The 16,718-nt window shown below is 71.1% G+C and carries 13 protein-coding genes; 5 read left to right on the forward strand and 8 right to left on the reverse strand.

All coding sequences use genetic code 11. The annotated features are described in order from the left end of the window. Window position 1: 1 nt before the first annotated feature. From ABZ939_RS19780 to ABZ939_RS19815, 8 genes are all read right to left on the reverse strand, one after another. Window positions 2-1,228 (reverse strand): aminotransferase class V-fold PLP-dependent enzyme, encoded by a 1,227-nt coding sequence (locus tag ABZ939_RS19780; protein WP_361856429.1) that lies wholly within the window; start codon window positions 1,226-1,228, stop codon window positions 2-4. Between the two features lie 3 nt (window positions 1,229-1,231). Then, the gene (locus tag ABZ939_RS19785) at window positions 1,232-2,569 is read right to left on the reverse strand and encodes a pyridoxal-phosphate dependent enzyme (RefSeq protein WP_361856431.1); all 1,338 of its coding nucleotides are present in this window, start codon (window positions 2,567-2,569) and stop codon (window positions 1,232-1,234) included. Further along, entirely contained in the window at window positions 2,566-4,056 is a 1,491-nt protein-coding gene (locus ABZ939_RS19790; protein WP_361856434.1) for an alanine racemase, read from the reverse strand. Before ABZ939_RS19790 ends, ABZ939_RS19785 begins: the two co-directional genes overlap by 4 nt. Before the next feature lie 101 nt (window positions 4,057-4,157). After that, window positions 4,158-6,062 (reverse strand): ABC transporter ATP-binding protein, encoded by a 1,905-nt coding sequence (locus tag ABZ939_RS19795; protein WP_361856436.1) that lies wholly within the window; start codon window positions 6,060-6,062, stop codon window positions 4,158-4,160. Further along, complete coding sequence (locus tag ABZ939_RS19800; RefSeq protein ID WP_361856439.1) at window positions 6,052-6,912, reverse strand: ABC transporter permease; 861 nt, start codon at window positions 6,910-6,912, stop codon at window positions 6,052-6,054. The genes ABZ939_RS19795 and ABZ939_RS19800 overlap by 11 nt, the downstream gene beginning before the upstream one ends. Continuing rightward, a complete protein-coding gene (locus ABZ939_RS19805; protein ID WP_361856442.1) occupies window positions 6,909-7,922 on the reverse strand; it encodes an ABC transporter permease in 1,014 nt (337 codons plus the stop codon). The genes ABZ939_RS19800 and ABZ939_RS19805 overlap by 4 nt, the downstream gene beginning before the upstream one ends. Beyond that, window positions 7,919-9,604 (reverse strand): ABC transporter family substrate-binding protein, encoded by a 1,686-nt coding sequence (locus ABZ939_RS19810; protein WP_361856445.1) that lies wholly within the window; start codon window positions 9,602-9,604, stop codon window positions 7,919-7,921. Before ABZ939_RS19810 ends, ABZ939_RS19805 begins: the two co-directional genes overlap by 4 nt. Before the next feature lie 79 nt (window positions 9,605-9,683). Further along, window positions 9,684-10,286 carry a GNAT family N-acetyltransferase gene (locus ABZ939_RS19815; protein WP_361856448.1) on the reverse strand — a complete coding sequence of 201 codons (603 nt, stop codon included), beginning with the start codon at window positions 10,284-10,286 and terminating at the stop codon, window positions 9,684-9,686. Between the two features lie 253 nt (window positions 10,287-10,539). Between ABZ939_RS19815 and ABZ939_RS19820 the strand changes: the two genes are divergently transcribed. The 5 genes from ABZ939_RS19820 to ABZ939_RS19840 all read left to right on the forward strand — a co-directional run bounded on the left by ABZ939_RS19820 (window position 10,540) and on the right by ABZ939_RS19840 (window position 16,506). Next, window positions 10,540-11,463 carry an MFS transporter gene (locus ABZ939_RS19820; RefSeq protein WP_361856451.1) on the forward strand — a complete coding sequence of 308 codons (924 nt, stop codon included), beginning with the start codon at window positions 10,540-10,542 and terminating at the stop codon, window positions 11,461-11,463. 180 nt (window positions 11,464-11,643) lie between these two features. Then, complete coding sequence (locus tag ABZ939_RS19825) at window positions 11,644-13,251, forward strand: ABC transporter substrate-binding protein (RefSeq protein ID WP_361856453.1); 1,608 nt, start codon at window positions 11,644-11,646, stop codon at window positions 13,249-13,251. Next, window positions 13,248-14,201: an ABC transporter permease gene (locus ABZ939_RS19830; RefSeq protein ID WP_361856456.1), complete on the forward strand. Its 954-nt coding sequence runs from the start codon at window positions 13,248-13,250 to the stop codon at window positions 14,199-14,201. Before ABZ939_RS19825 ends, ABZ939_RS19830 begins: the two co-directional genes overlap by 4 nt. After that, window positions 14,198-14,983: an ABC transporter permease subunit gene (locus ABZ939_RS19835; RefSeq protein ID WP_361856458.1), complete on the forward strand. Its 786-nt coding sequence runs from the start codon at window positions 14,198-14,200 to the stop codon at window positions 14,981-14,983. Before ABZ939_RS19830 ends, ABZ939_RS19835 begins: the two co-directional genes overlap by 4 nt. Next, window positions 14,980-16,506 (forward strand): ATP-binding cassette domain-containing protein, encoded by a 1,527-nt coding sequence (locus ABZ939_RS19840; RefSeq protein WP_361856460.1) that lies wholly within the window; start codon window positions 14,980-14,982, stop codon window positions 16,504-16,506. Before ABZ939_RS19835 ends, ABZ939_RS19840 begins: the two co-directional genes overlap by 4 nt. Window positions 16,507-16,718 lie beyond the last annotated feature (212 nt).

The raw sequence follows: 16,718 nt of genomic DNA on the forward strand, positions 1-16,718 counted from the left end.
TCTAGTTCTCCCGGTTGAGGCCGGCCAGGACGTCCAGCAGGCGGTCGATGTCGTCAGGGGTGTTGTGGACGTGCAGGCTCACCCGGACGGAGGATTCCTTCTCGCCCGCGTGGCCCTGGCAGTGGCCGTCGGCCCGCACCATCAGCCCGTGGCTGGCGAGGATGAACCCCAGGTCGTTGGAGCCGATGTCCCGGTGCCGGAACGTGACGATGCCCTGCCGCCGCTGCACGGTGGACGCGGCGTCCAGGCTCAGCGGGCAGCCGAGGATCTCGTACGAGCCGAGCCGGGAGAGGCCGTCGGTGAGCCGCGCGCCCAGGCCGACGGTCCACCGCTCGATCTGGTCCACGCCCGCCGCGTCCAGCCAGTCGAGCGCCGCATGCAGACTCACGACGCCGCTGGTGTTGGGGCTGCCGCTCCAGCCTCCTGGCTCGAACGCAGGTCCGCGCTCGCCGCGCGACCAGATCGCTCCGATTCCGGGCAGTGCCATCGCCTTGTGCCCGGAGAACACCGCGAAGTCGACGTCCAGGACCGTCAGGTCCACCGGCTTGTGGCCGACGCTCTGCGCCGCGTCCAGGCAGATGACGACATCCGGGCCGGCCGTGGCGCGGATGCGGTGGACGTTCATGTCCGCGCCGTACACATGGTGCACATGCGTGGCGGCGACGAACCGGGTCCGGGGGGTGATCAGTTCGGCCAGCGCCGTCTGGTCGTAGTCGCGGGAGGCGTCCTCGTACGGCATCTCCCGCACGGTGATCCGCACGCCGCGCTCGGCGAGCAGCCGCTGTGCCTCCAGCCACGGCAGCGCGTTGGCCTGGTGGTCGGCGAACGGGACGACGATCTCGTCGCCGTCGCGCAGAAAACCGGTCAGCCAGTCCCGGGCGACGGTCCGCAGACCTTCGCTGGTGCCGCTGGTGAAGTGCACCCGGGAGCGCTCCGGGCTCGGGTCGTTGAAGAACGCCTTCACCCGGTCCCGGGCCTGCTCGATCAGCTCGGTGGTGCGGTTCGCCCACGGGTAGGTGCCACGGCCCGCGTTGGCGTTGGTAGTGGTCAGGTAGTGGTGGACGGCGTCGAGGACCGACTGCGGCTTCTGCGCGGTGGCGGAGCTGTCCAGGTAGCGCACGTCCGGGTGCGCGGTGATGATGGGGAACTGCTCGCGCAACTCCCGCTGCCAGTCGATAAGTTCGGCGGACAGGGGAGCGGTGGTCGTCGCCGTGGTGTCGATGCTCATGGCTCAGTCCCTCACCAGCGGGCCGCCGGCGTCGCGCCAGGCGATGATCCCGCCCTCCAGGCTGCGCACGTCGGTGTGTCCCATCCGGGTGAGCAGCGCCGCGTACCGCGCCGACTGCTCGCCGACCGGGCAGGCGAGGAGCACCGGCTGGGTGCGCCCGAACGGCAGCCCGCCGTGCAGGAGTTCCCCGAAGATCTCGTCGACGATGTTGACCGAGCCGGGGATGTGCAGCGCGTCGAAGGCGAACGCGCCCCGCAGGTCGACGACCAGGGGCCGCGCGTCGTCGATCCACCGACGGGCCTCTCCGGTCGGGACGACGCGGGCGGCCGCGAGCTCGGCCTCGGTCAGGGTGGCGACGGAGTTGCGGCGAGCCGGCTGCCGCAGCAGCTCCGGCCGGCGCTGCCGCACGTAGCTCATATAGCTCTCGACCCGGTCGCAGACGATGAACACGGCCGTCTTGCGCTCGGTCAACTCGGCGTCGATGCCCTGCAGGTGGCGGACGGCGCCGAAGTAGGCGGCGCCTCCGGTCGGTCCGGCGAGCATCCCGCAGCGGCGGACCAGGGTGAGCATTCCGTCGATCGCCTCGTCGGCCGACACCGACTCGATGGTGTCGTAGGTGGCGGGGTCGAACAGGCCCACCTCGTGGACCTCGTCGATGTTGCGGATGCCGGGGATGAAGTCCGACTTGTGGGCGACCAGACCGATCACGCCGACGTTCGGGTCGTGGTCGCGCAGGGCGCGGGCGGTGCCGGTCGAGGAGCCCGCGGTGCCGACGGCGGCGACGAAGTAGTCCGGGGCGGTGCCGCCGAGATCCTTGACGATCTCCGGTCCGGTCGCGGTGCGGTGCGCCTCGACGTTCAGCGGGTTGTAGTACTGATCCGTGTGGATGTACGTGCCCGCCTCGGCCGACAGCATGTGGTGGATCTTGGTGAGCGGGTCCTCGGTATTCGTCGGGTCCAGACATTCCGCCTGTCCCGGCAGTTCCTCGATCTCCGCGCCGAGGAGGAGCAGCAGGTCCTTGATCTCCGGGACCTTCATCCGGTTGGTGACGCTCTTGAACGGCAGCCCGTGCATACCGGCGATCACAGCCAGGGCCTTGGCGGTGTTGCCGCTGGAGAGCTCGACGACCGTGCGCCGCGCGGCGCCCCCGTCCGCGTCGCCGGCGTCCTCGGCCAGCAGAGGCTGCGCCATGTTCCAGGCGGCACGGTCCTTCACGGAGCCGAAGGGGTTGAGCATTTCGAGCTTGGCGTACAGATCGATGTTCCGCAGGCCGTGTATCTCCGGTGCTATGCGCACAAGCGGTGTGTCACCGATGACGTCGGTGATCGATTCGTACCTCAACAGTCTTCCCCCGTACAGTGGTTCGGCCAGTAGTTCTCGTCCAGGCACCAGCGCCAGTCGGCGCCGTCCTGGTACGCCGCGACCTTGCGGGCCACGGGCTGGTGCAGTGCGTGGTCGGCGCTGAAGTCCATGAAGTAGCCCGCCGTGTTGGCGAAGGCGAGCAGGTCCCCTGCCTGTGGTCGCTCCGGCAGATAGACCATGCGCCGGGTGATGAAGTCGGCCTCCAGGCACAGGTTGCCGATCAGGTACACCCCGACCGGACCGCCCGTGCCGACAGCCGTGCCGACGTCGTTCCCGCTTCCGCCCCCGTTCCCGGGGCGCCGGACCAGCACCGGGTCCATCAGGACGCCGTGCTCCTCGAGGCTGACGTCCGAGGCGTTCATCTCCAGCCGGACGAACGTCTCCCCGGACGGCGTGTCACGGACCTCGAGGACTCGGGCGAGCGCGACACCGCACTGGTCGACGAGGGCGCGCCCCGGTTCGACGTGCAGGTCGTACAGGTTCTCGAGCAGCAGGGTGGCCAGTGGTCGCCCGAGCGACTGCCCTTGGGCGGCCAGCAGTTCGTCGAAGTAGCGCGGCCCGGACACCGGCCGGTGGGCCGGGTAGAGCCCGAGCGCGCCGCGCACGGTGCCGGCGTCGTTGCGGAGCCCGTATCCGTGCCCCTGCCAGGTCAGCGGGGTCCGCCGACCGAGCACGGCACTGGTCAGCTCTGAGGTGTACGCCTCCCACTGCGCGCCCTCGGCGAGGTAGTCCACGCCGAAACCGCCGCCGATGTCGACCGCGCGGGGCCGGAAGCCACGGGCCGCGCACTCGTTCAGCACCCGGATGCAGCCCTCGAAGGCGGTCGCCTTCTCGGCGGGGCCGATGGTGTCGAGGTGGTACGCCACCCCGACCAGGTCCAGCGACTCCCGGTGCTTGTCCAGCAGGTCGAGCAGCCCGGTGGCCGCAGTGGCCGGGGTGCCGAACCGGCTGCGCCGGCTGAGCACGGTGACGCCGGTGCTGTCGAAGTCCGACAGCCTCAGCAGCACACGGGCCTGCGGCAGCCGGTGCTTCTCCACCAGCGCGGCGAGCTGGGCGAGTTCGTCGGCCGAGTCGACGTTGACGGTGACGCCGCTCCGGGCGCAGAGCCACAGGAACTCGGGGTTCTTGGGTCCCGTCGCCATGATCCGGTCCGGGGCGAAGCCGCAGCCCATGGCGTGCTGAAGCTCGCCGAGGGAGGCGATGTCGATGTGGGCTCGGGTGGCGGCAAGGCGCCGGACGAGGGCGCTGGAGCGGTTGGCCTTGTGGGCGAAGTAGATGTTCCCGGCGAGCCGGTGCCGGTCGTAGACCTCCTTGAAGCGTTCGACGTTGTCGGCGATGCCGTCCGGCAGGACGACGTTGAGCGGTGAGCCCAGCGCATGCAAGAGCTCGTGCAGGAACCCCGCCTCGTCGAGCAGGGAGGCGAGCCTGGGTTCGAGTCGTGGTGCGAGATATAGCGGAGTGCTCATGGACGTGCGAACTCCTGGTCTTCTCGTCATCGGTGTTTCCCGGCAGGGATGAAGAGCGCCGGAAGAAACACCGTGAGCGTAATCCGCAACGAGAATCGTTTTCAACTGTGGAACGCGACCCGCCGCTTCTGCATGTCTGCGTGGCAGGCCACGAGTTGACCGTGTCCCTCACCATCCGGGCCGACCTGGGCAAGACCGGGTCGCACGCCGTCGCACAGCACCCGTACGGCGGCGTCGAGCGAGGGCAGCAGCGGGCACCTGTGCCGGAACGCGCAGCCCTCGTCCGTACCGGCCGGCCCCACCGGATCGCCGCGAAGCACGATCCGCTCCCGGCTCCGCTCCCGTACCGGATCGAGCGTGGGGGAGGCGTCGATCAGGGCGCGGGTGTACGGGTGACGGGGCCGCTCCAGTACGTCGCGGGTCCGGCCGCTCTCCACCACCCGCCCCAGGTACAGCACCGCCACCCGGTCGGCTGAGCGCCGCACCACGTCGATGTCGTGCGACACGAGCACGTACGACAGCCCCAGCGAGGCACGCAGTCCGTCGAGGAGGTCCATCACGTCGGCCCGCAGGGCGACGTCGAGCGCCGACACCGGCTCGTCGAGCAGGACCAGCCGGGGCCTTGTCGACAGCGCGCGGGCGATCGCCACCCGCTGGCGCTGCCCGCCGGACAGCCGGGTGGGCCGTACTCCCGCGACCTCCGGGGGCAGTCCCACCAGACGGAGCGACTGCGCTGCCCGGGCAGCCCGTTCGGGGGCCCGGACGCCCTGTACCGCGAGGGGCTCCGCGACGATCTCGGCCACCCGCATCCGCGGGTCGAGAGAGGCCGCGGGGTCCTGGAACACCACGCCCACGTCGTGCCGCACCTCCCGGCGGGCAGCGGCGGAGAGTCGCGCCGTGTCGTGCCCCAGCACCTCGATCCGGCCCGCTTCGGGTGGCCTCAGACGCAGGATCTCGTTCAGCGTCGTGGTCTTCCCGCAGCCGGACTCGCCGAGCAGTGCCACCGCCTCACCCTCGCGCAGCGCCAGGCTCACGCCGTCGACCGCGCGAACCGGTGCGCCGCGCCCGAGCAGGCGGCTCGCGCGGGCGGCGCGGTAGTCGCGCCGCAGTCCCTCGACGCGCAGCACGTACGGCCCTTCCTGTTCCGTTTGCGGTTCCGCTTCCGGGGCCGCCGGGCCTTGCGCCGCAGCGGACTCCGTCATCCGCCGGGTGGCAGCGAGCAGCTCGCCCAGATGCCCGCCGACCGGCCGGCGCCCCGAGAACAGCGGCACCACCTCGCCCTCCTCGGTGAGCACGCCGTCCCGCATCACCGCGAGCCGATCGCAGGACCGCGCCACCACCCCCAGATCGTGCGTGATCAGCAGCAGCGCGCAGCCGCTGTCCCGCCGCACCTCGTCCAACAGGTCCAGGATCTGCGCCTGCACGGTCATGTCGAGGGCGCTGGTCGGCTCGTCCGCGATCAGCAGCTCCGGATCGTTGGCGAGGGCCATCGCGATCGCCGCCCGCTGCCGCATCCCGCCGGAGAACTCGTGCGGGAACCCCCGCGACCGGCGTGCCGCGTCCGGAATGCCGACCCGGTCCAGGAGCCGTACCGCCCGCTCGTGAGCTGCCGCGCGGTGGACCCGCCGGTGTACCCGGACCGCCTCCGCGATCTGCCGGCCCACCGTCATCACCGGGTTCAGCGCCGCCAGCGGGTCCTGGAACACCGTCCCGATCCGGTCCCCCCGGATCCGCGACAACTCCCGGTCGGAGAGCCCAAGGAGTTCCTGCCCGTCGAAACGCACCGATCCGCGCACCTCCGCCGCCCCCGGCAGCAGCCCGATCAGTGAGGCCGCCGTGACAGACTTTCCCGAGCCCGAGCGGCCCACCACCGCCAGCGCCTCGCCGCGCCCCATCGTCAGGTCCACCTCGCGGACCGCCTGCGTGCCGGAGGCGAAGACGACCGACAGCCCGCGGACCTCCAGGAGCGGCCTGTCCCGCTCCGGCGCCGTCAGTTCAGTCCCCATCGGTGTCTCCCTCGTCCAGTACGCGGCGCAGCGCCTCGCCGAGCAGTCCGACCGCCGTCACCGTCGCCACCAGGAACCCCACCGGGGCGAGGAACACCCACGGATACGTCAGCGCCGAACCGCTCCCCGCCGCCACCAGGGACCCCAGGGACACGTCGGGCGGCTGGATCCCGAAGCCGAAGTAGCTCAGCCCCGCCTCGGCGAGGATCGCCGCCCCCACATGCAGCGTGCAGTCGATCACCAGCAGCGGCACCAGGTGGGGGAGCAGGTGACGGCGCAGGATCCACCCCGTCGGCGCTCCCGAGTACTGCGCCGCCCGCACGAACTCCCGCCGCCGCAGGCTCACCGCCCGGGCCCGGATCACCCGGGCCGTCAGCATCCACTGCGTCAGCGCGAGCACCAGCACCATCCACAGCCAGGACCGCTCCTGCAGCACCGGCGAGAGCACGGCGACCAGGAGGAACGACGGCAGGATCAGCATCATGTCCACGCCCCACATCAGCGCCCGGTCGACGAGCCGCCCGACGTAGCCCGCCGTCAGACCGACCGCGGCCGCGAGCAGCGTCGAGAGCACCGCCACCGAGAGTCCGACGACCAGGGACTTCTGCAGTCCCCTGACGCACTGTGCGAACAGGTCCTCGCCCAGCCGCGAGGTGCCGAGCCAGTGGTCCTCGGACGGCGGGACGAGTGCCGCTCCCGCATCCTGGGCGATGTGGTCGTAGGGCCACAGGAACGGTCCGGCGACGGCCGCTACGGCCAGAAGCGCCAGCAGTCCGGCCCCGCACACCGCGAGCGGATTGCGCACCAGCCGTCCCATAGGCGGCGGCGACACGGCCTCGGTCGCGCTCACCACGCCTCCGCCCTGCGCACCCGGGGATCGAGCAGCGTGAGCAGCGCGTCGCCGAGCCAGCCGGCCAGTACCACAAGGACGGCGATGAACAGCGTGACGGAGGCGACGATCGCGGCGTCCTCGTGCTGGATGCCGCTGAGCAGCCAGTCGCCCATCCCGTTCCAGCCGAAGATCCGCTCTGTGAACACTCCGCCCGTCAGATGCAGGCCGAAGGTGAACGCGAACAGGGTGACCATCGGGATCAGGGCCGTGCGCAGCCCATGCCGCAGCACCGCCGTGTGTCGGCGCAGCCCCTTGGCTCGGGCGGCCCGCAGGAAGTCGCTGCCGAGCACGTCGAGCATCGCCGCGCGCTGGTAGCGGCTGTAGAAGGCGGCCTGGGGCAGGGCGATGGCCAGGGTCGGCAGCGCCAGATGCCGCAGCCGGTCCGACACGTCCGCCCAGCCGGACAGCGTGGAGCCGGGTGTCGTCTCGGCGGAGAAGTACAACAGCTGCGTTCCGGCAGCCTCGTTGAGGGGCAGCCAGGCCATCTTGAGCACGGTCCCGAGGACGAACACCGGCACGGCGAGCAGGAACAGCGAGCCGAGCAGCGACAGCCGGTCGCTCGCTCGTCCGTCGCGCAGCGCGTTCCACACGCCCCACAGCACCCCGGCCACGATCGCCAGCAGGCTGCCCGCGAGGAACAGCCGCAGGCTGGTGCCGCAGCGCCGCCACAGCTCGTCGGCGACCGGCTGCCCGCCGACCGTCTCGCCGAAGTCGCCCTGGGGAAGCCCCGCGAGCCAGTGCAGGAAGCGGGCGGGCAGAGGCGTGTCGAGCCCGAGCCGGTGCGCCTGTGCGTCGATGACCGCCTGGGACGGCCGAGGTTGCTGCCCCCGCAGCTCGGCGAGCGGGTCGAAGCTGAGGGAGGCGAGCACGTACGCCACGAGCGTCGCCGCGAGGCACAGCCCCAGCCGCCAGGCGAGCTGTCGCAGCAGGCGTAAGACAACCGCGCCGGTCTCCCGAGGACGGCTCACTTCGCGTACCCGGCGCGCTCGAACCCGTACGAACCCAGGCCCCGAGCCCCGTAGTTGGCCAGATCGGACCGCACCGCGTACGCCCCCGAGCCCGCGTACAGGGGGAGATGGTGTGCGTGCTTCCAGGCCAGTACGTCGATCCGGTCGGCGATTGCGCGCCGCTTGACCGGGTCGAGTTCGGCCAGACCCTGGTCGTACAGCGCGTCGATCTCCGGGATGTGGATGCGGCCGAAGTTGCTGCCGTAGTCGTCGCCGCGCGGCTTCTGGAACACCGGCCGGTCGTGCGCGAACGGGGACGCCGACTTCGTCCACTCGAAGGCGATGAGGTCGAAGTTCCCCGGCAGCAGGTACCCGTCGTAGAACTTCTCCAGCGGCACGGACTCGGTGTGTGCCTCGATGCCGGCGGCCCGCAGCTGCTCCCGCAGCAGGCTGCCGAGCGCACGGCCGACCGGGGTGGCCTGGACGACGAGACGCAGGGAGAGCTTCCGGCCGTCCCGCTCCCGAAGGTCGCCGGAGCGCCGCCAGCCGAGCGCGTCGAGCGCCTTTCCGGCGGCGTCGGCGTCGTACGGCAGCGTCGCGGAGTTGTCCCGGTAGCCCGGGTCGCCGGGCGGCAGGATGTGGTTGCCGACCGGCTTCGCGCCCGGCACGATCCTTCCGAGGAGGGCACTTGTGATGGCCTTCGGGTCGATCGCCTGCGCGACGGCCCGGCGGAGGCGAGCGTCGGCGAGCGGTGCGCCCGCGGCCCCGTTGAAGGTGACCTGGCCGGCGAGCCGCTCAGGGGCCTGCCGGATCTCCACGCCGGGCATGGACCGGGCCCGGGTGTGCAGGTCCAGGTCCGCGCCTATCGGATAGACGTCGATGCCGTGGTTGGCGAGCTCGTCGGCGCGTGCGGCCGGATCGAGCACCCGCAGCACGACCCGGTCCAGCGGTGGCTTCTCCGCCCACCAGGACGGATTGCGCCGGAGCGTGACGACCTTCCCGTTCTTGTCGATCCGCTCGACCGCGAACGGCCCGGCCGTGATCGCGGGCGACTCCAGCCACCCGGTGTTGAAGGACTCCGGCGTGGCGGTGACCTCCTTGGGCAGCAACGGAGTGAACAGCCCATGCCACTCGGCGAACGGCCTGCGCAGGGTCACCACGGTCTCGCGGTCCGAACGGCCGCGCCGCACCGAGGAGATGTCCGCGTAGCCGACGTGGTTGTAGCCCTCGTACGCGGGGTCGCCCCCGCTCAGCGCCCGCCACTGGCCGCGCAGGTCCTCCCAGGACAGCGGGCGGCCGTTGCTCCAGGCGGCGCCCTCGGCGATCGTGTACGTGATCACCTGTGGGGACGTCGAGGTCAGTTCGGCCGAGGCGAAGAAGGCGCGGTTCAGGGCGGGTTCGCCGTCCGGTCCGTCATTGAAGGTCCGGGGCAGGATCGCCTCGGCGAGCTGCCAGGTGACCACCCGTGCGCCGTTGACCTGGATCGGGTTGTAGTTGGTCGGCAACGCGTCCACGGGCAGGCGTAGTTCGCCACCGTCCCGCAGGGCGCTGAGCGGCCTGGCGTTGATGTCCTGCGCGCCGCGCGCCGCTGACCGGGGCGGCGCACCGTCCGCGCCGCCCGGCGAGCTGCAGGCGCTCGACAGGAGCAGAAGGCAGGCCGCCGCTGTGGCGACGGCCCCGCTTCGTATCCGCGTTCTGGGCATGGCTGAGCGTCCCCTCCCACCATCCGGCACCTCCGGCCGGGATGTGTGTCGCCCACCCTATCGATATTGGTAATCGTTTTCAGTTGTTCGCGTGTATTGGCTGCCTGGACTCCTGCGCCGCTGCTCGTCCGTGGGGCATGGGGATCTCGAAGTGGACGGTGTCGACGCCGGGGCCGTGCTCGCCGGTCGTGCGGGCGTCGAACACCTCCTTGGCCATGCTCTGCCAGAAGGCTTCGGCGCCGGGCACCTTGACGTTGGTGTGCAGGTAGATGCTGTCGTAGCCGGGTGTCGCGGCGGCGAAGTCGCACGCCTTCCGCACAAGGGCCCGCGCCAGGCCGTGGCGGCGGTGGTCGGGATGGACGTAGACCCGGACCAGCTGAGCGGTGGTCACCGGCGGGTAGCGGTCGGCGAGCCGGCGCGGATGCGGCGGATGGTGGGGCCCTCCCGACCGAATGCCGGTCGTGGCCACCACCTCGCCGTTGAGTGTGGCCACCAGGAGCACGTGCCGTGGGTCGTCCAGGTATGTCCCCCGGATGTCCATGACGTCGCCGTGCCATGCCGGGACGTACCCGTAGTCGAAATCTCGGTAGAAGGTGTCGAGCATGAGGCGCCGCGCCCCCTCGACGTCGGCGGCCACGGCCGGCCTCAGGGTGTAACGGGGGTCAGGTGTGGCGTCGGTCATTGCGGGTCTCCTTTGCGGGGGACGCCCAGTTGTCGGGCCCCTCCTGTCACTCATGCCGACAAATCGACCGGCGATGGCCGGTCAGATGACAATGAAAACTATTGTCGATAACGTAGGGCCTCGTCAAAGCGGGTCTGCCCAGCGCGGGCTTCGTCGCCCCTGTGTCCGGAAACCTCAGCCTCACCAGTGAAGGGGGAGTCGTGTCTCATCTGCCGATGGGCCGGAGCCGGGGCGGATCCGTGGAGCGGCGCTCGTGAAGACATGGCACGAGATGCGGGGCTTCCCGCTTGCCATCCGGCTTCTGCTGTTCAACCAGCTCGGCGTCAATACCGGCTTCTATCTGCTCATCCCGTACCTCGCTGTGCACCTGACCGAGGACCTGGGAATGTCGGCGGCGATCGTCGGCATCGTCCTCGGCCTGCGCAACCTCAGTCAGCAGGGCCTGTTCCTCATCGGAGGCTCGGCATCCGACAGGCTCGGCGCGCGCGGCGTCATCATCGCCGGATGTGCTCTGCGCGCCGTCGGCTTCGGGCTCTTCGCGCTCGGCGACGGAGTTGCGGTACTGCTCGCCGCCTCGGTGCTCAGCGGACTGGCCGGGGCGCTGTTCAACCCCGCCGTGCGCGCCTACCTCGCCCTGGAAGCGGGGGAGCGCAAGGCCGAGACGTTCGCTCTGTTCAATGTCTTCGCCACCACCGGTGCCCTGCTCGGCCCGCTGCTCGGCAGCGTCCTGCTCCTGGTCGACTTCCGCGCCTCCGCGCTCACCGCCGCCGGGATCTTCGCGGTGCTCACCGTCGCCCAGGCGCTGGTGCTGCCCGCACGTGAAGCCGCTTCGAGCGAGAGCAGCGTCCTCGCCGATTGGCGGGAGGTCGCCGCGAACCGTCACTTCCTGACCTTCTCCCTCGCCGTGGCCGGCCTGTTCGCCATCGAGAGCCAGCTGTACCTGCTCCTGCCCGACGGGGCCCGCAGGGCCACTGGCTGGGACGGTGCGGCAGGCATGGTCTTCTTCGTCGGCACCCTCGCCCATCTCTGGCTGCAACTTCGCATACGCACGGGGACGCACTGGCTGCCCTGGGCGTGCTGCCTGGCCTTCGGACTCACCTCGGCCGCCGCCATCGCCCGGCTCCATCGGCTTCGGACGCTTCCCGCCGTTCCCGCCGGCTTACGGGCCGCCGCGTGAGGACCCAAGGACAACGGTCACGGCACCGGATGTGACGTGTTCCGCAGGGCGGCCGCCGTCCCCAGGCGTCGAACATCCGTTTCCGGTCACCCGCCTGACGCGCCGTCGCCCACCCGTCCCCACTGCCCCCTTCACTTCCGCCCCCCACGGCCATATCCACTCGTACATCAAGGACATGCCATGCGCGAAAACCCCGTCTCCTCCGTCGACGAATCCCGCTGCCCGGGCCTGCGTCGCCGGGGCTTCCTCGCCGCCGCCGGCGGAATGGCCGGCCTCGGCGCCCTCGCCCTCACCGGATGCGCCGGCTCCGGTCCCGCCGACGCAGCCGACTCCGGCAAGAGGGACGGCAAGCCGCAGCGCGGCGGCCGACTGCGCGCAGCCTTCGCCGGCGGCGGCGCCAGCGAGACCCTGGACCCGCACCTGAGCAACCTGTTCGCCGACGTCGCCCGCGCCAAGGCACTCTTCGACAAGCTCGCCGACTACGGACCTGACCTCTCCGCCCAGCCCCGTCTCGCCTCGGCATGGGAGCCCGATGCCGGCCTGGCGCGCTGGAAGGTCAGGCTGCGCGAGGCGACCTTCCACGACGGGAAGCCGGTCACCGCCCAGGACGTCCTCTACAGCTACCGGCGCATAGCCGAGCCCGCGAAGGCGTTCCGCGCCAAGGCGTCGTTGGAGCCCATCGACCTCAAAGCCAGCCGTGCCCTCGACGCGCGGACCGTCGAGTTCGTGCTCAAGCGGCCGACCGCCGAATTCCCAAACGTGCTCGCCGCCTTCGGCGCGTACATCGTCCCCGACGGCGCGCAGGACTTCGACAAGAACCCGATCGGCAGCGGTCCGTTCCGCTTCGTCTCCTTCGCCCCCGGAAAGTCCGCCGTCTTCAAGCGCAATGACGCCTACTGGGACGGCGCGCCGCACCTCGACGAAATCGAGTTCCTCGTCGCCAACGAGGAGTCCGCACGCGTCAACGCCCTCCTCGGCGGCCAGATCGAGTACGCGCACGAGCTCAACCCCACCACCGCTCGCGCCCACGAGAAGAACGGGCAGATCCAGATCGTCCGGCTGCGGAACAGCGCCATGCAGGGCTTCGTCATGAAGACCGACCGGCCACCGTTCGACGACAAGCGTGTCCGCGAGGCGTTCTTCCTGATCGCCGACCGCAAGGAACTGGTCGACGGCGCTCTCTCCGGTGCCGGCGAGATCGGCAACGACCTCTTCGGCAAGGGTTACGAGTACTACCCCGCCAGCCTGCCCCAGCGGGAACAGGACATCGACCGGGCCAAGGCCCTCCTCAAGCAGGCGGGCGCCCAAGGGCTCAAGGTCACGCTCGACACCTCGCCCGTCGCCGCCGGATTCACCGAGGCCGCGACCATCTTCCGTGACCAGGCCGCCAAGGCCGGGGTGACGGTCACCGTCAAGACGGGGAGCAAGGACAGCTACTGGAAGGACATCCTCGACTCCGGCGTCCTCGCCTCCTACCGCTCCGGAGCGATGCCCATCGAGGCACACATCTCCCAGCGTCTGCTCACCGGCTCCACCACCAATGCGACCAAGTGGCACCACAAGGACTTCGACGCCCTGTACCAGCAGGCGCAGTCCACCAAGGACAAGACGGCGCGTGCCGCCGTCTACGAGCGCATGCAGCGCCGCCTGCACGCCGAGGGCGGCTTCCTGATCTGGGGCTTCGCCGACTGGATCATCGGCACTGCCCGCACCGTCCACGGTGTGGAGAAGAAGGCGCCGGCCAACTCGCTGGACTGGGCCCGCTTCGACAAGGTGTGGCTGGCGTGAGCGGACTCCGCTCCTGGTTCGCCCGGCGGCTGCTGATCGGCCTGGGACAGACGGCGGCCGTCGTGCTGCTCGTCTTCGCCCTCACCGAGGCGCTGCCGGGCGACGCCGCCGTGGCGCTCGCGGGCGACCAGCCGGACCCGGAGCGGATCGCCGCCATCCGCGAGGCGATGCACCTCGACCGGCCTGCTCACGAGAGGCTCGCGGACTGGGCGGCAGGACTGCTACATGGTGATTTCGGCACCTCACTGGTCTCCGGCCGGCCCGTCACGTCGTACATCGCAGACGGCTTCGGGCCGACGTTGACCCTGGCGGCCCTGACGGTGGTCCTCCTGCTGCCCGTAGGGGTCGGCCTCGGAGTACTGGCCGCCCGCCACGAGGGGCGGCTCGTGGATCGCCTCGTCAGTTCGGTGACGCTCGGCGTGTACGCGGTGCCGGAGTTCGCCTTCGGGGTGCTGCTCGTCACGGTCTTCGCGCTACGCCTGGGATGGCTGCCGCCCACCGCCGTCGGCTACGGCACGGATCTGCTCGCGCACCCGGCAGCCCTGGTGCTGCCCGTCCTCGTGCTGCTGTCCCGGCCGGTGTGCTCCCTGGCACGCCTGGTCCGGGCGGGCATGATCGACGCACTGGCCGCACCGTACGCCACGCACGCCCATCGCTATGGCATCCCGGGCGCCCGCGTCCGGTACGCCCACGCGCTGCCCAACGCGGTCGCACCCGCCGCTCAGCAGTTGGCGCGCACGATCGACTGGCTCCTGTGCGGGGTCGTCGTCGTGGAGGCGCTGTACGTCATCCCGGGGCTCGGCACCGTCTTGATGAACGCCGTCGCGGAGCGGGACGTGCCCGTGGTGCAGGGGCTCGCGGTCGTCTTCGGATTCACCACCGTCGTGCTCAACCTCGGAGCCGACCTGGTCACCCACCGGTTCGCCCCGCGGGCGGGGGTGGCGGCATGAAGTCGCGCTTCGCGTTCGGCGTGGCCATCGTGGGAGTGCCGCTCGCGCTGGCCCTGCTGGGCCCCCTTTTCGCGGGCGAGCCTGGACCGCGCGCCGCCTCCTTCACCCTTGGCGGCGGACACCTGCTCGGCACCGACTTCACAGGCCGGGACGTAGGGCGCCAGGTCTTGCTCGGCGGACGGTCCGTGGTGCTGGTCGCGCTCGCCGCGACGGCGCTCGCCTACCTGGTGGCGCTGCCCCTCGGACTGATCAGTGCGCTCACCCACCGGACATGGCTGGAGGAGCTGCTGATGCGGCCGCTGGACGTGCTCCTGGCCGTGCCGTCGCTGCTGATGATCCTGCTGGTGGCGTCCGTCTTCACTCCGGGTGCGGTGGGCCTCGCGCTGCTCGTCGCGCTCGTCAACATCCCGGACGCGGCCAGGATCGTGCGGGCCGCGGCGGCCGAGGTGGCCGCCCGTCCGGCGGTCGAGGCGCTGCGCATGCAGGGGGAAACCTGGTGGCGCATGGCCTTCGGATACGTCGGCAGGTCGGTCGCGCGCACGCTGGCCGCGGACGCGGGCGTACGGCTGACCGGGGTGCTCTACCTGGTGGCGACCGCGGCGTTCCTCGGCGTCGGCGTCGCGCCGGACGCCTCCGACTGGGCCGTGATGGTGGACCGCAACCGTACGGGCCTGTTCGTGCAGCCCTGGGCCGTGGTCGTGCCCGCGCTGCTGATCGTCGCCCTGACCATGGGGAGCAACCTGCTCTTCGACGCCGTACTGCAGAAGAGGAAACGCACGTGAACGCGGTCGCCGAAATCAAGGATCTCCGGGTCACGATCGCCGGACGGGCGATCGTCGACCGGGTGCACCTCCGGGTCCTGCCCGGGAAGGTCACCGCGCTGGTCGGTGCGTCCGGCAGCGGCAAGACGACCACCGGACTCGCGCTGCTCGGCGAGTACCCCTCGGGCGCACGGGTGAGCGGTGAGGTGCGCGTCGCCGACGGCCTCGTCGGATACGTACCGCAGCACCCGGGCTCGGTGCTCAACCCGGCCCGCCGGGCCGGCGCGCTGCTGTGGGACGTCGCCCGCGCCCAGGCGCGAACCCTGCCCCGACGCGCGCGCAGGTCCGCCGTACGGGATCGCGTGGCGCATGCCCTTTCCCTGGCCCAACTCGAGGAGGGCGAGGCGCTGCTGCGTCGCTACCCCCATCAGCTGTCGGGCGGCCAGCAACAGCGCGTCGTCCTCGCCCAGGCGTTGCTCCTCGGGGCCAGGGTCGTGGTCGCCGACGAGCCGACCACGGGACAGGACGTACTGACGAAGCAGCGCATCGTCGACCAGTTCGCGAAGGTCGCCGGAGAAGGCATCGCGGTGGTGCTGCTCAGCCACGACCTGGACGTCGTACGGGCACTGGCCGACGAGGTCCTGGTCATGCGTGCCGGCCAGGTGGTCGAATCGGGACCGGCCGAGCGGCTGTGGCGCGCACCGCGACACCCGTGGACCCGAGAACTCCTCGCGAATTCCGAGGCCCTCGAACCCTCACCGGGGGCTGGACGGGGTGCGGCCGTGCTGGAGGTCCGCGACCTCACTGCCCGGCACGGGGGGACCGCGGTACTCCGCACCGACAAGCTCACCCTCGGCACCGGCGAATGCCTGGCCGTCGTCGGCCGCTCCGGCAGTGGCAAGACCACACTCGCCCGCTGCCTGGCCGGGCTCCACCGCGACCACGAGGGCGAGGTCGTGCTCGACGGGACGCCGCTGCCCCGCAGCCTGCGCGCCCGGACCCGGGAACAGCTGGCCGCGGTGCAGTACGTCTTCCAGGACGCGCGAGCCGCCTTCGACGAACACCGCCCGGTCCTGGACCAGGTGGCACGTACGGCGGTCCGGCTGCGCGGTGCTCACCCGGCCGAGGCCAGTGCCGAGGCATTGGCCACCCTTGCCGCCCTCGGCCTCACGGACGGCCTCGTGCGGCGTCGGCCGGGTCAGCTGTCCGGCGGCGAGCTCCAACGCGCCGCGCTGGCACGGGCCCTGCTGGCCCTGCCGCGCGTGCTGATCTGCGACGAGATCACCTCCGGCCTCGACACGGTGACCCGGCGCGCCCTGCTGAACCTGCTCGCGGGACTTCAGCACGACCGCCCGGACCTGACCCTCGTGCTGATCACCCACGACCTCGACATCGCGGCCCTGGCCAACCGAATCGCCGTACTGAACGCCGGAGAACTGGTCGAACAGGGACCGACGCACGAGGTGCTGACAACGCCACGCCATCCGTTCACCGTCTCTCTCACAGAGACTTCGGCGCGCATGACAGCGGCGACGCGGCCGTAGGTCGCTCGGGTCCTGCGCGCCTCGCCGGCCTCCATGGTGCGAGATCTCCAGGCCGAGCTGGCTGGCCCGTGTATGGCCCGGATCTTGATAATGGGGCGCGGTGCGAGGTAGAGATCGAACCTGAGAGTCTGCCGACCTCGATCGCTCCTCGCCTATCCAGAGGGCGTATCTGACGTCACTCCTGTCCACGTCAGGTGACGTGGTCGCTCTCC

The organism is Streptomyces sp. NPDC046712 (assembly GCF_040645695.1).
In the GTDB taxonomy this organism is placed as follows: Bacteria; Actinomycetota; Actinomycetes; order Streptomycetales; family Streptomycetaceae; genus Streptomyces.

Coding starts and splice junctions, on each gene's coding strand:
- ABZ939_RS19780 (WP_361856429.1), bottom strand. CDS start 1,228: ATGAGCATCGACACCACGGCGACGACCACCGCTCCCCTGTCCGCCGAA.
- ABZ939_RS19790 (WP_361856434.1), bottom strand. CDS start 4,056: ATGAGCACTCCGCTATATCTCGCACCACGACTCGAACCCAGGCTCGCC.
- ABZ939_RS19795 (WP_361856436.1), bottom strand. CDS start 6,062: ATGGGGACTGAACTGACGGCGCCGGAGCGGGACAGGCCGCTCCTGGAG.
- ABZ939_RS19810 (WP_361856445.1), bottom strand. CDS start 9,604: ATGCCCAGAACGCGGATACGAAGCGGGGCCGTCGCCACAGCGGCGGCC.
- ABZ939_RS19815 (WP_361856448.1), bottom strand. CDS start 10,286: ATGACCGACGCCACACCTGACCCCCGTTACACCCTGAGGCCGGCCGTG.
- ABZ939_RS19825 (WP_361856453.1), top strand. CDS start 11,644: ATGCGCGAAAACCCCGTCTCCTCCGTCGACGAATCCCGCTGCCCGGGC.
- ABZ939_RS19835 (WP_361856458.1), top strand. CDS start 14,198: ATGAAGTCGCGCTTCGCGTTCGGCGTGGCCATCGTGGGAGTGCCGCTC.